The organism is Nostoc piscinale CENA21, from assembly GCF_001298445.1.
GTDB classification, from domain to species: domain Bacteria; phylum Cyanobacteriota; class Cyanobacteriia; order Cyanobacteriales; family Nostocaceae; genus Nostoc_B; species Nostoc_B piscinale_A.
The window spans coordinates 969,507-984,055 of sequence record NZ_CP012036.1; the positions used below are offsets into that span (position 1 = coordinate 969,507).

At 40.1% G+C, this 14,549-nt stretch carries 10 protein-coding genes; 2 read left to right on the forward strand and 8 right to left on the reverse strand.

The window, feature by feature from the left end; translation table 11 throughout:
- Nucleotides 1–527: 527 nt before the first annotated feature.
- On the reverse strand, nt 528–3,650 hold the full coding sequence (locus tag ACX27_RS04410) for an eCIS core domain-containing protein (RefSeq protein ID WP_062288958.1): 3,123 nt from the start codon (nt 3,648–3,650) through the stop codon (nt 528–530).
- 128 nt (nt 3,651–3,778) lie between these two features.
- Complete coding sequence (locus ACX27_RS04415) at nt 3,779–4,459, reverse strand: response regulator (RefSeq protein ID WP_062288961.1); 681 nt, start codon at nt 4,457–4,459, stop codon at nt 3,779–3,781.
- A 693-nt stretch (nt 4,460–5,152) separates the two neighbouring features.
- On the opposite strand from ACX27_RS04415, the gene ACX27_RS04420 reads away from it, so the two are divergent.
- Nucleotides 5,153–7,678 (forward strand): AAA-type ATPase lid domain-containing protein, encoded by a 2,526-nt coding sequence (locus tag ACX27_RS04420; protein WP_062288964.1) that lies wholly within the window; start codon nt 5,153–5,155, stop codon nt 7,676–7,678.
- Between the two features lie 170 nt (nt 7,679–7,848).
- The gene (locus ACX27_RS04425; protein ID WP_200929904.1) at nt 7,849–8,559 is read left to right on the forward strand and encodes a sugar transferase; all 711 of its coding nucleotides are present in this window, start codon (nt 7,849–7,851) and stop codon (nt 8,557–8,559) included.
- 5 nt (nt 8,560–8,564) lie between these two features.
- Here the strand turns inward: ACX27_RS04425 and ACX27_RS04430 are convergent, their stop codons facing one another.
- From ACX27_RS04430 to ACX27_RS04455, 6 genes are all read right to left on the reverse strand, one after another.
- Entirely contained in the window at nt 8,565–9,404 is an 840-nt protein-coding gene (locus tag ACX27_RS04430) for a carbohydrate ABC transporter permease (protein WP_062288967.1), read from the reverse strand.
- Between the two features lie 182 nt (nt 9,405–9,586).
- A complete protein-coding gene (locus ACX27_RS04435) occupies nt 9,587–10,606 on the reverse strand; it encodes a catalase family protein (RefSeq protein WP_062288972.1) in 1,020 nt (339 codons plus the stop codon).
- A gap of 39 nt (nt 10,607–10,645) precedes the next feature.
- On the reverse strand, nt 10,646–11,221 hold the full coding sequence (locus tag ACX27_RS04440) for a 5-formyltetrahydrofolate cyclo-ligase (RefSeq protein WP_062288974.1): 576 nt from the start codon (nt 11,219–11,221) through the stop codon (nt 10,646–10,648).
- 82 nt (nt 11,222–11,303) lie between these two features.
- Nucleotides 11,304–12,248, reverse strand: coding sequence for a GDP-L-fucose synthase family protein (locus ACX27_RS04445; RefSeq protein WP_062288978.1), 945 nt, complete (start codon nt 12,246–12,248; stop codon nt 11,304–11,306).
- A 26-nt stretch (nt 12,249–12,274) separates the two neighbouring features.
- Entirely contained in the window at nt 12,275–13,354 is a 1,080-nt protein-coding gene (gene gmd / locus ACX27_RS04450) for a GDP-mannose 4,6-dehydratase (protein ID WP_062288981.1), read from the reverse strand.
- A 431-nt stretch (nt 13,355–13,785) separates the two neighbouring features.
- A complete protein-coding gene (locus ACX27_RS04455; RefSeq protein ID WP_062298142.1) occupies nt 13,786–14,544 on the reverse strand; it encodes an undecaprenyl-phosphate galactose phosphotransferase family protein in 759 nt (252 codons plus the stop codon).
- Nucleotides 14,545–14,549 lie beyond the last annotated feature (5 nt).

The following is a 14,549-nucleotide window of genomic DNA, read 5'->3' on the forward strand; positions in this document are numbered from 1 at the left end:
AACTGTTTGTTTACTTAAATATTAAATTAGCAAGCAGATGTGACAGTGTTATCACATTGATGTGAAAATTATGCGATCGCCTATAATTCTAGCTACGACTAAAAAAACACTGCCGCCAAGACTATTAACCCCAAAAGCGCCAAGGGAACCCAAAGATTAGGCACATCAGACCAACTCATACAGCAGCCTCTAGTGGGTAAACAATTACTCATACTATATTCACGTCTTGCACCAAGCGACTGAAGTCGCAGCTATACGGATGCTGGATAACGTATCTCGCCTTTATGAGCAGGGTGCGGGTTGGTTCGGTGCGTTAATGAAGTAACGCACTCTACAAGATCAGGCGATCGCACTGTACTCAACTAGCTAATTGTGAGGAGTAACTCATTTTCTTGAGCTTCATTCAAGTACATCAACACTCCTTCCATTGGATATCAAAGCCCTATTGTAAAAGCCGATGTGACAAAGGTAGGTTAATGGCAGCAGCGTACACCTGTTTTTTTGTGATCCTTTGTATGGTTGTTTGTCTATATTTTGTCTGACATAGTCCGACTTTCCCCTATCTGGTTCTCTATGATTGAGATTATTTTTTGGTATTCTGCTTCATTCAATTGTTTCATATTTGCAATCAGAGCCACTGCCTCTTCTAGTTTTCCATGATCCACCATCCTCACTGCAAACTCTATTATGCCGATTATCATGGTATATTGGAAATCTATATCCAGTATTTTATTTTTTATTTCCGACCAGATTGACTCTGCTATCAATATTTTGAAACTTGCTATCTCTTGTTTTATATCTGCCATCTTGTTCTCTTTTTCAATTTTCTCCTGTTCCTTTTCAGATTTGTACTTCTTAGTTATTTTTTCAATCTCCTCTGGTAATTCTTCTGCCAGAAATTGCGTATCTGGTGTATTTGGTGGTATGGGATAATTATCTTCTTCTAAAAGACGCTTCATTCCATTCTTTCTCTCTTCTAAGTTATTTTTAACCTCTTCCTGCTCTCGTTCCCGTAAATTTAAAAACTTATCTCTCGCTTTAACAAAGCTATTAGATGTTTCATGTTTTGTTTTTCTTCGCATATCTGGATGTTGAAGTTCTGTAAGTGCATTTTCAATTTCCTTGAGTTGCTTATCATCGGCGCTGTTTACCCAATTCTCAATTAATCTTACTCTATGTTCATATTCAGGCAATCTTGGTTCGGTATACAATTTTTGCTGGACAAATTGATAAGCAGATTCCGATAAACTAGCCAAACTGGCTTCTAAATAAACTTTATTTTTTAGGGAATCTGCAAGCGTTTTTGTCGGTATGGCATCTTGAATATTATTAGTAATAGATTCTGAGTTGACATTCAAATCATTTTTCTTACGCTTAATGTTTTCTAAGTATTTGTAGATAATCGTTTTTTCTCCACCCACTTCCTCAATTTCTAGTTTAATTGCCCAGTCTCGAATGAGTTGATCTTCCATTTTCCATAGTTTTACGATTTCTTCTAATCTCTTTTTAACGTCATTCTTATCTCTACCCCACAACTGTAATGCTGTTATAATATTTTTCTGGGAAAACTTTAAACTTGATACAGTTTCGTCTGGATCATATTTCGTATCGATATCATTTGCTAATGTTTGTAACTCGGCTGTTTCCTGGCGAGTTGATGGTGATCCTAATTGAACCACATATTTAATTTTGCTATATTTTTGTGGAGTTCCTTTTAAGTCTGCTTCTATCATTTCTGCTATTACTTGTTTGAGTCTATACTCTATAGTAAATTCCATTTCTAAGTTTAAGCCTTCATCTAATGGAGCTAGATTGTAGTGCTTTGCTGGCCCACCGACATGATCATTAAGTAAGTGACCTCTAACCCACTGGGCTGAACTTTCAGTACCATGTTTTCTAGCTCCATAAAACCAATCAATAGGTGTTGTTATGGAATTACCACTTCCTTTTGGCATCGAATAACCAGGTATATACTCAACAGTAACCGACTCACCTGTTCCATAGATAGGCTCTTGAGTCCAAGTAGGAGTGATGGGTGAACCGAAGGTCATATCACTTCGGTTGATTTTAACGTTTTCCGCAAATTTATTTACTGTATTCCTAGCATCTGTATAATTTTTATTAGCATCATCACCTTTGTCTAATTCCTTAGCTGCTTCTATTGCATTAGTCTTTTCTGTTGTATAATCTGTCCAGGGATTAACAGGGATATTTGCTATATGGTTTTCAACCCAATCCTGCCAATTGTTTTTATGAGCTTCCTTGGGAGTGACAAAAGATTTATGTTGATCAGTAAATCCTGCTTTTTTTTCTAATTTATTATACTTGTTGTTAAGTTTCTTGATCCAAGCACGGATTGCTTTTATTGATAACAAAAGTTCCGTATTTGGAATAGTTTTCTTTGTCTCCTTATGTAGTGTTTCTGGATTAGTTTTGTCATAGCTCTCCCAATTGCTCTTACTGTCTAGGTACTTTCTTATCAAATCCTTTGTTAAATCTGGCGCATTATCATACAAATCTTTGCTATCTTCAGCTTTTTGTACTAAGTCTTTATATTTTTTTTCGTCTTGTGTCCACGTTGTCCCCGTATGGAGATACCTCTGGATGATGAACGCCTGACCTGTCTGATTTGAGATGTTTTTGTGTTCATTACCAACTATCTCTGATTTTTCCTGGGTAGGTTGCATAAATTTTAGTAACTGCGATCGCATCACCGCCCTACCATTTTGCTGCACCACATGCGTCAACTCATGCGCCAACAACTCCTGCCCCCCTCGACTCCCTGGCTTATACGCTCCTTGCCGAAAGAACACATCCTGCCCTGTAGTAAACGCCTTCGCCTGAATCGACTGGTTCAACTGGTCAGCCTGTGCATCCGTATGCACCCGCACGCCACTAAAATCAGACCCAAACGCCTGTTCCATCGGTTCTCTGATGCTGTCTGCAATGGGTTGTCCACCACTTCTCGCCCGTTGTATCCCCGCTTCAACTTCATCTGATGCTGCCATACCACCGACATTCACACGCTGTATCAATGGCTGAACTGCGGTGTTATGAGGTTGGTATAATGTGGTTTCTGTTTCTTCCTCTGGTTGGCTAATGCTCAACTTCCTTTGCAGAGGGATCAATAGCTCTTGCCGTTTCTGTAGTGCTTCTATTGTCTTTCTTGAATACCCTAAATTCTCACCCAGCCCAATTGATTCTGTCGGCTCTTCTTTTTCCTGCACAACCTGATTGTCGGTTGAGTTGATTCTTTGGACAACATCTTTGGCAACCCGATCCGCTTCTTGCTCGTATTTGTCCCCCGCTTGTCCTATCGTCAGCTTCATTTGCAAACGTGGAGTAGCAGATTGTGGCTGATATTCTAGTTGATAACTTTCGTTTGCTTCACCATTGCCCAACTTCATTTGGATGCCAGGGCGCGGCAGTGATGGTGCATCTTCTGGTTTTAATACTGATAAGCGCGACAACAAATAATTACTATCAATATTGCTACGTTTTGGTGATAATTCTTGATTTTGGATGACCTCACCTCCATTCAAATTCTCTTGCAGTGAAGTTTCTTCCACTTTGAATGGACGTGGTGCAAACGGGTTTTTTGTAGATGAATTATCGGCTGATTTACCGTTTCTTTGAACTCTGGTGTACATATTTGGTTTCCTACAATGATCTTTTCTTGTCAGTTGATTTTCAGAAGTAATGCAAATTGGTAATAAGCTTTTACTTTTTTCTATACAAATTAATTTTAATTAGTATGAATAATTGCGATCGCAATTATTCATGGGCAAACCAACCCGGATTTTAGAGCCTGCACAATTGCTTGCGTACGACTGGTAACACCAAGTTTTCTAAAGATATTTGTTAGGTGGGCTTTCACCGTTGCCACAGTAATATAAAGGCGTTTTGCAATTTGTTCATTGGGTTCACCTTGTACAAGCCAGTTCAATATTTCTTGCTCTTGTTTGGTTAAATCGATTTTGCTATTGCAGGTTAATGAAGTTCCTGAATAGTATTGGAATAATCGAAAAAAAACAGTTGCAATCTCTGTTGGTAAATAAACTTTATTATTCACAATAGTCATAATTCCTTCACATAATTGCGTGGCTAATTTGTCCTTTAATATATAGCCCCAGGCACCAGCTTGCATGGCACGATATACATATTCATCTTGTTGATATGCTGACAAAATTAAGCTTTTTCCGGTATAAGATGACTTCTTGAGATGCTGTAAAACTGTAATTCCATTCTCTGGTGGCAATTCCAAATCAAGTAATATTAACTTCGGATGTTGTTCCATGCTCAACTTAATGGCTTGCTCAACATTAGCCGCTTCACCAACGATATTAAACTTGACTGAACTGCTAATATTGTAGAAATTTAAAAGTGTACGCACTCCTTGACGAAATTGCGGCTGGTCATCAACAAGCAAGATAGAAATAAGCTCTGTTTGGGTATTCATAATTATTTATTTGTCAGATATTCAATAAACTGTTTAATAGTTACCAAAGCTTTCTTTTACAGTTGTTTAAGCAACTAGCAATAACTAGCCAGAAATACCAATCATATTGATTGGCAATTATCTCGCTTTGATTAATATTGATTAGCTGATGTTTCGTTTTTATGACAACTATCAATACCCAAGTACAGCTTGTACTTTACCTAGGGTTTTCTATTGATTTAAAATTTCAACTTGGGTAATACTTGCAAATTCAACACTAAACTTTTAGTTTTCAAGGTTTATTAAAACCCAACTAACCACCTTTAAGTATTGATTTTTGTTTAGGTTAAACAAGTTGCACTAAAACTTAAAAATTGCAGAACAGCTTATAAATGAATATTAGCAGTCTCAGTAAATTTACGATAGTAGTTCAGCTTAAATGAATTACAACTTTTTATTAACTAACGCGATGTACGACTTATTGTTGCAACCCCTCTCCAAACCTCTGGCCGCTTCGAGTCTTTAGGCTGTTATTTTGACAACGGTAATGCTAAACCAGACTTCTTTCCTACTCTCTACTCCCTAGTGACACAAGTAAATCTCAAAATCTCCCATTAATTTCATACTTCAGACTTCAAACTTCATACCTCAATTAACATTGCAATCAGGGATAATTCAATTTATACAGCCAGCAGCTTGCACGGGAAAACCACAATGACATTACAAGAAACAGTCATTTGGCTACAAGAACGTACCACTTTAGGAATTCTCTCATCGGCAGCGTTGAATGCGATCGCCCAAGTTGTAGAATTGCAAACAATACCTCAAGGTAGTTACTTAGTCAACGCAGGTACTCCGCCAGCAGCACTATACATCCTCAAAGATGGACAAATTGAAAGCGATACCAGCAATAAAAATAACTTTGCCTTTGCTTGTGGCTTTCTACCAGGGGCAGTCATTAACCTGCGACAACTACTATTAGATGAATTAATACCATCGACAATTATTTCCCTCACAGAATGCCATGTCTGGGTAATTCCTGCGGCTGAGTTTCGTGCTTTAGCCAACCAATATCCCGAAATTACCCAAGCATTATCTCGCTCTTTAGCCCAAGAATTAGCCCAAGTTACATCAGCCTTAACTTACGAACAAGAACGTTCTGTGGCTTTGCGTCCTTATTTAGTCACGAAAGCCCAACGAGGTATTGTGGGGACGAGTCGCTATGCACTCAGGTTGCGGGAACAAATACGAGAAGCCGCAGCCGACCGCAAGTCAACAGAAATATTCGGTGAACCAGGGTTAGAAAAAGATAATATTGCCGCTTTGATTCACTACGGTTCACCTCAACGCCGCGAACCCATGATTAAAATTAATTGTGGCATTCTCCAAACAAGCGGTGTCGATTTATTTGGTCGTTTTGGCGGCAAAGCAGGGCTTTTAGAATGGTTGGGTGAAGGCACTTTAGTACTCAACAATATCCAAGAACTGCCCCCAGAATTATTACCAGCAATGGTGCAGTTTATCAAAACAGGCACTTACACCCCAGTAACTCGTGATGGTGAACCATTAGCCGAACCTCGCACCAGTCCAGCGCGAATTTTGATTATTTCCGAAAAAACTGAATCTAAAATTGAACGTTGTGTAGGTCGTGTAATTAAAGTACCGCCATTGCGAGTACGAAAGGCTGATATTCAAGCCCAGGTAGAATATTACACTAGCCTGTATGTGCGATCGCGCGGTCTGTCAAAACCTCATATCACCCCAGAAGCTTTACGCCGCTTGCAATCTTATGATTTTCCTGGCAATCTCAAAGAGTTAAAAAATTTAGTTGAACGGGCAATTGTTCAAGCCGGAGAAAGACAGGAATTAACCGAAGAAATCTTTTGGTCAGCCCAAACGAAGAAAAAAGAATTTCGCGTCAACTTATTAAATACTTATTCTGGGTTACGAAAATTTCTCCGCAGTGACTGGTGGCCTGACAAAATTAACTATGGCTTTACGGTGATTGCTTTTCCGATCATTATTATGATTTTATTTTTGGGGCCGCAAACCCGCGATCGCAATTTCGCTTTAAATTTATTTTGGGCTTGGTGGTGGCCTTTCTTTTTACTTATCTTTCCCTTTCTCGGTCGCGTCTGGTGTGCTGTTTGCCCCTTTATGATTTACGGCGAAATTACTCAAAAATTATCTCTGTGGTTATTTCCCCGCCAACTTAAACGCTGGCCGCGAGAAACAGCCGAAAAATGGGGTGGATGGTTTTTATTTGGTTTATTTACCTTAATTTTCCTTTGGGAAGAACTCTGGCATTTAGAAAATACAGCTTACCTATCTGCCTGTTTGCTATTGTTAATTACAGCCGGGGCAATGATTTTTTCCGCCATATTTGAACGGCGGTTTTGGTGTCGCTATCTCTGTCCCATTGGCGGGATGAATGGTTTATTTGCCAAACTCTCGATGACAGAACTACGCGCACAACAAGGCATTTGTTCGGCAACCTGTACTACCTATCAATGTTACAAAGGCGGGCCACAAAAAGGCGAAGGTATGGAAACCAATGGCTGTCCTTTATATTCTCATCCTGCCCAGCTAGAAGACAACAGAGATTGCGTCTTATGTATGACTTGTTTAAAAGCCTGTCCTCATCGTTCCGTTGAGTTTAACTTGCGTCCCCCTGGAATTGAATTGTGGACAACTCATGTACCACGCCAGTATGAAGTGGCATTATTGTTTTTACTTTTGGGTGGTGTATATCTGCATCGTTTACCAGAATTGCAATCATGGTTGGAACTGCATCTAGATTTAACGCAATTTTGGCCGCATTTAGGTTTATCGTTATTTGCCTTAATTTTCCCTTTGGCTGTGGCTGGGGCTGCTTATTTTTTGATACAACTATTCAATTTTCAACGCAAGCCGAAATCATTCAAGGAACTTGCTTATGGCTACTTACCCTTGGTGTTGGGAGGCAACTTAGCCCACTACCTGCACTTAGGTTTAGCAGAAGGTGGGAAAATTTTACCAGTAACTTTAGCAACTTTTGGGTTAAATAGCGGAAATTTGCCTGTATTGATAGCACATACAGCCGTTATCAGCTTTTTGCAAGGTTTTACTTTAATTATTTCTACTTTGTTAACCATAGTACTCACTCAAAAAATAGCACGACAACCACTGCGATCGCTCTTATGGCAACATCTCGCAACTATTGGGTTTACAGCTAGTATGTGGGTGTTAATTGTCTTGTAGCTAGATGTACTCTATACACTCAACACGTAAATTTTACAATACTCTTGTGAATTCAAAGATTGGATAAATTTTGCATGTGAAGTTTATTACTAGTGCAATTTTTGTTTATATTATCACTCAGTATGAATGTAAGCAAATTTTTAAGATACCCTGATTAACTTCAAATCTTTATGGTGTCACTACCAACTTTTCCCTCTCGCACAGGTGCATACACTGTGGATGCGTTAGCTTTTGCTGATGACTATTCAGCCGCTAATTTTGTCCCACAGCCTTTACACGAATCAACCTCTAGCATCACAAAAAGATTAATTGACATTTTAGGGGCTATTGTTGGACTCATCATCACCGCGATGCTGGCAATTCCCATAGCAATTGTTACCAAAATTACTAATCCCGGCCCGATATTTTATTCGCAAATTCGCTGTGGAATTAACGGTAAACCTTTCCGTATCTGGAAGTTTCGGTCGATGGTAGTCAATGCTGACCAAATCAAGCATCTAGTCAAAAATCAAGCCCAAGGCCACATTTTTAAATCAGTTGACGATCCTCGTATTACTCCTGTCGGAAAATTCTTGCGTCGCACCAGCTTAGATGAATTTCCTCAGTTTTGGAATGTGCTGAAGGGCGAAATGAGTTTAGTTGGAACACGTCCCCCTACACCCGATGAAGTCATCCACTACGCACCCCACCATTGGGAAAGGTTAAGAGTTAAGCCAGGAATGACAGGAGAATGGCAAGTCAATGGTCGTTCTACCATTAAAGATTTTGAAACTATCGTCAAAATGGATGTTGATTATCAACACAAGTGGTCAATAGTTTATGACCTGATGTTGATATTTAAAACCATCTGGGTGGTATTGAATAAAAGTGGGGCTTGTTAGGCAAATTAACCTTTAACACCACTACCAGTTTCAGTTGGGACAATGTAGCGTTGTAAAAATATAAATAATATCAGTACTGGGGCGATGGAAATTATCGAACCAGCAGCTACTAAGCGCCAGTCTAAGGAAAAAGTACCAGCTAATTTTGCTACTCCCAAAGGCAGGGTGTAGAGTTTTTCGTCTTGAATGACAATTAACGGCCAAAGAAAATCACTCCAAGACCCAATAAAGACGAAAATTGCCAGTGTAACTAACGCAGGACTAACTGCTGGCAACATAATATGCCACCATAAACCTAACTCAGAACTACCATCCATCCGCGCCGCTTCTTCGATTTCTTTTGGTACACCCATAAAAGCTTGTCGCAGTAAGAAAATACCAAAAGCCGAAGCCAAACTCGGAAACATCATCCCCCAATAAGTGTTTACTAAGCCTAATTGGACTGTCAAAATATACAGGGGAATCATGACAATCTGAAAGGGAATCATGATTGTTGAGACGATCGCCACAAAAATCCAGTCTCGCCCCGGAAATGATAATCTGGCTAAAGGGTAAGCCGCCAAAGCACAAAATAGTAAATTTAACCCAACAGTCAATACAGACACCAAAGTACTGTTATATAAATATTGAGCAAATGGTAAAGATTGCCACACTGTAGCAAAATTGCCCAGTGTTGGTTGACTGGGAAGTAACTGTGGTGGCGACTGTAATATATTTTCCGTTGGTGATTTTAAAGCAGTACTAATTAACCAAAGTAAGGGGAAGAGAGTGATGAGTGCGATCGCTCCTAAAACTATATAAATTAATACAATCTTCAACTTGGGATTCTGTTTGAAAAATTTCATAATTAACCTTTCATTTGATGCGTCAGAAACAATTGTCTCTGACGCAAGCTATTAGGTAAAAGTTATACCTTGCCGATGTAAGGCTTATCATTGACGCTGCCACAAGAATGTGCAGAGTTTTGCATAATTAAGCCACATCCGAAGATAATATAACCCCTGAGCTTAAGCAGTTTCCATCTGACTTACAGTGGTTGATCTTGAATTACTGTATACGGTTGTGGTTCCCGCAAGCGTTGGGCAATTTGCTCTCGTCGATATTGTGCAAGTTCGCTATAAAGCCGCTTGCGAGAGAGATTTACACTGCCAACAGGCTCATGTTCTAGGAGTGTGTGCCAAGGGGAAAATAACATACCTTCATCTAAACGCTTGCGTTCTTCAAAATCGAATTTTTGACTAGGAATACGCACAGTTGCAACTTTAATAAACGGTGAATCTGCCTCTTGCCATTCCTGAACGTGGTTTTCAATTGGTGTCTTTTCATCATCTACATAAAACTGAATCAGGAAATCAAAAGAGGCTTCTTGACCTTCTAATGTCAAATATTTGACAATTGATTCCCGTAGGTAGTTTTCCGATTCTGGAACTGTTTCGGGAGGTTGTTCCGGCTGTTGTGGTTTGACGGAAAATTTGACAAATTTATCGCCAAACTTAAATGGAGCCATACTCCAATATTGAATTAGAAGTGGATTACCTATCTTCTTACTAGCAATTTTTTGCAAAATAGCAAAGGCGTAAGTCAGTTCTTCCATTCGCTCTGGCGTAAGTTGTCCAGTACCTGCCTTGCCTAAATCTGCATAATCACGAACATCTTTAGTCAAGAAAATAGGATAATTGTTGAGGATAAAATCTTGTGTCTTTTCTTCGTCATCTAGCACTTTTTGTCCATCTACATTGATTACCTTGATGGCAATACCTCGAACATCAGGCTGGCTATCGGAGTTGAATGTACCACGTTTCTGAGGCGCACCACCATTAGAAAAACGAATCCATACAGGATAAGTTTGAGGGGTTTTAAACAAACCTATTCTCAAGTCTTCAGGAAGATGGGGTTCAATAATAAATTCTCCCCAAAGGAGTCCATGACTTTTGCTATGGATTTGGCGGAGGTCTGGGCCTGTTTGCTTTTGAGCCTGAAGACTAGTTGCTATAATCTCGTCGAGCAGTGCTTCCTGCTCAGTGGTAGATGATACTGGATTATTCATAGAAAATATTTGATTATGTGTCTTCATTATCCTGAAGCTTTAATCTTTTCCAGTCAAGCCAGTTTCACTCACCACAATTTTTAGAGGTTTATCCCACTGTTCTGTAGGGATTTGAGGCAAGTAAGCAAAATCAAATACTATACCTACAGTTGGTTTATTTGCCCATTCAGGAGAACTGAGTAAGCGGTCATAATATCCACCGCCATAACCCAAGCGATATCCTTGGCGATCGCAAGCTACACTAGGCACAAGAATTAAATCTACTTCACTAGGGTTTATGGTTGGCGCATCGGGATGAGGTTCACCAATACCATAGTTGTTAATTTGCAGCGAGTCTCCAGATTGCCAAACATGCCAAGATAGGGAATTACCAACACAGCGCGGAAACCCCCATTGATATTGAATATTTGCAAATAAGGGACTTAAATCAGGTTCTTGACGAAAGCTGAAATAAGCAAGTATTGTCTTTGCTTGATCATAGTGAATCAAAGTTTGTAATGTTGTACAGATGCGATCGCTTTTTTCTCTCCATTCTGCAACAGACATCAATTGCCGTTTTTTGATAAATGTACGACGTAGTTTTGCCTTATCTAGTTGAATATCAACTGTATCCATGAAACAAATCGACCCATAAAAATTGTAGGGACGTTGCTATGCAGCGTCCCTATATACTTAGCCTAGAGAATTTGTATTGTAATTAAGCAGCGTTTTGACGATACCAATCAATGGTATTTTTCAGACCTTCCCTAAAGCTAACTTGTGCAGTAAAGCCAAAAGCTTGCTTGGCGCGTTCTGTATCTAAACATCTACGGGGTTGACCATTGGGTTTGTCGGTTTCCCAAACAATTTCACCGTCAAACTCCATCAATTCGCAAATCAGGGTAATCAAGTCACGAATGGAAATTTCATAACCAGTACCTAAGTTAACTGGTTCTGATTCATGGTAATGTTGAGTCCCCATAACAATTCCCCGTGCTGCATCTTCAGAGTACAGAAACTCGCGGGTAGGACTACCATCACCCCAAACTGGGAGTTGTTTGTCTCCGTTAATTTGGGCTTCGTGGACTTTGCGAATTAAGGCGGGAATTACGTGAGAACTTCTGGGGTCAAAGTTATCTTCTGGCCCATATAAATTTACAGGTAGAAGATAAATCCCATTGAATCCGTATTGCTGGCGATAAGATTGCAATTGAACCAACAGCGCCTTCTTCGCCACACCGTAGGGAGCGTTAGTTTCTTCTGGGTAGCCATTCCAAAGGTCATCTTCTTTAAATGGCACTGGTGTAAATTTGGGGTAAGCACAAATTGTACCCACACAAACGAATTTTTCTACGCCAGCTTGGTAGGCAGCATGAATGAGCTGGGTTCCCATAATTAAGTTGTCGTAGAATAACTCTGCGGGCTTTTCGCGGTTAAGACCAATCCCACCGACGTGAGCCGCTAGGTGGACGATGATATCTTGTTGGTCAACTGCACGTTGACAGTTTTCCCATACACGGATGTCACATTCACGCGATCGCGGTACGGTAATTTTTGCCTCATCAGCCCCAGCCTTACACAGCTGATCTATTACCTGACGACCGAGGAATCCCGCGCCACCTGTGACGAGAATCCTTTTGTTTTTTAGTTCTAAGGCGGTCATATTTTTATTATCCTCTGCGGTGTGAATCAGAAGTGGAGAGCGCCCAATTCTTGCCGAATAGTAGCAACATCTACAGGTACTTTTGAACCATTACCATTAGGTGAAGTGTGACCCAATGCTTGTAAATCTGCTTCCACCATCAGAGCGACTAATCCTTCAAAGGTAACAGAAGGTTCCCAACCTAACTTTTGTTTTGCCTTTGTAGGATCACCAATTAATAAGTCTACTTCTGCTGGGCGTAGGTAGCGATCGTCAAACTCTACGTAATCTTGCCAATTCAGATTGACGTAACCAAAAGCTAACTCTAAAAATTCTCTAACGGAATGGGTTTCCCCAGTCGCAATTACATAATCATCTGGTTGGTCTTGTTGTAACATCAACCACATAGCCCGTACATAATCTTTTGCGTAACCCCAATCTCGTTTCGCATCAAGATTACCCATATACAAATTTTTCTGCTTACCAGCCACAATTCTCGCTACTGCTCTGGTAATTTTCCGGGTAACAAATGTTTCTCCACGTCGTGGTGATTCGTGGTTAAACAAAATTCCGTTACAAGCAAACAAATTGTAAGATTCGCGGTAATTTACTGTTTGCCAGTGTGCGTAAACTTTTGCACAAGCGTAGGGGCTACGAGGATAAAATGGTGTGGTTTCGCTTTGTGGTACGGCTTGGACTAAACCATACATTTCGGAAGAACCAGCTTGATAGAAACGGACTTCTGTACCAGTGCGTCGCTGATAATCTCGAATCGCTTCCAACAGACGCAGAGTACCCATGCCCACAGCATCAACTGTATATTCTGGTGAATCAAAGCTCACCCGAACATGAGATTGTGCGCCTAAGTTATATATTTCGGTTGGCTGAACTTCTTCTAGAATTCGCCGCAGCGTTGTACCATCTGTCAAGTCACCGTAGTGAAGTAACAACCGCACACCCTCTTTGTGGGGGTCTTCGTAAATATGATCAATGCGGTCTGTGTTGAAGGTCGAAGTCCGACGAATAATTCCATGAACTTCATAACCTTGCTCTAACAAAAATTCACTCAGATATGAACCATCTTGACCGGTAATACCAGTGATCAACGCTCGCTTAGTTTGCACCATGCTCAATTATCCCTTGTTATTTTTGATCTATAGAGTTTCAGTCCAACTGATACAACCTAGCAGCAAATGGCTAAATTGCCTAATGGGAAACTTACGGGTCTTAATTGATAGCAGAATTTTGCCGTAAACAAATATACTTAATTAAGAATTCCTTAACAAGTCGAACTTGAGTAGGTTAACTCAATGAATGGATAGAATTTCTGAGATGTTGCGTAATTTTTACAAAAACTTTATATAATCTTGACTTTTGTTAAGTGGAATTAATTAAAAAATTTTAGAGAGGTTTATCAAACAGAATTCAGGATTCAGGATTCAGAAGTCAGAATTTAAAAGCAATTCAGTATGCTTGATGGCGAAGAATCTGGATGAATTTTCCCACATTCTGACCCCTGAATTCTGATAAGACACCTACGATCAATGTTGATTTTGACTCAATAAGCGCCGTTATTTTTAGGCATAATCACCACATTAATCGTTTTCAGGATTATCCACAAGTCAAGCCAGAAATTTCTAAATTTGACATAGTGCAGGTCTATTTGCACTCTTCTGGGGTAAGGAATATCATTACGCCCAGACACTTGCCATAATCCAGTAATTCCTGGTCGAATTGTTAATACTTGTCCTATGTGATGACCGTATTTTGGTAATTCCTCTGCTACCAGGGGACGCGGCCCGACGACGCTCATATCTCCTTTTAAAACATTCCAAAATTGAGGAAATTCGTCCAAGCTGGTAATGCGGAGAAATTTACCGATTGTGGTAATTCGCGGGTCATGTTTCAGCTTAAAACTACTTTCAAATTCCTGTCGCAATTGGGGTGATGTTTCCATCATCTGCATAAGCATTTCGTCGGCATTGCTCACCATTGTGCGGAATTTAATACAATTGAAGCGCCTGTAGTTTTTACCTACCCGTTCTTGGACGTAAAAAATCGGCCCTTCTGAGCTAAAAGCAATGAGTAAGGCCAAAATTAAGTAAAGGGGAAAAAACAAAATCAGTACTGACAGCGAAAACCCGATGTCGAATAGTCGCTTAACAAACTCTCCGTTTAAAGCCTGAGCAGACAGCGCCTGGGGTTTTACCCTGGGTGTCTTGGTTTTTTTGCTACGTTTTAAGAAAGTACGCCTAGACGAACTAGCGTCTTGCCGTAGGCTTCGCTTGCCGGAGAGGAGTGAGCTCTGGGCAGTCATCATAC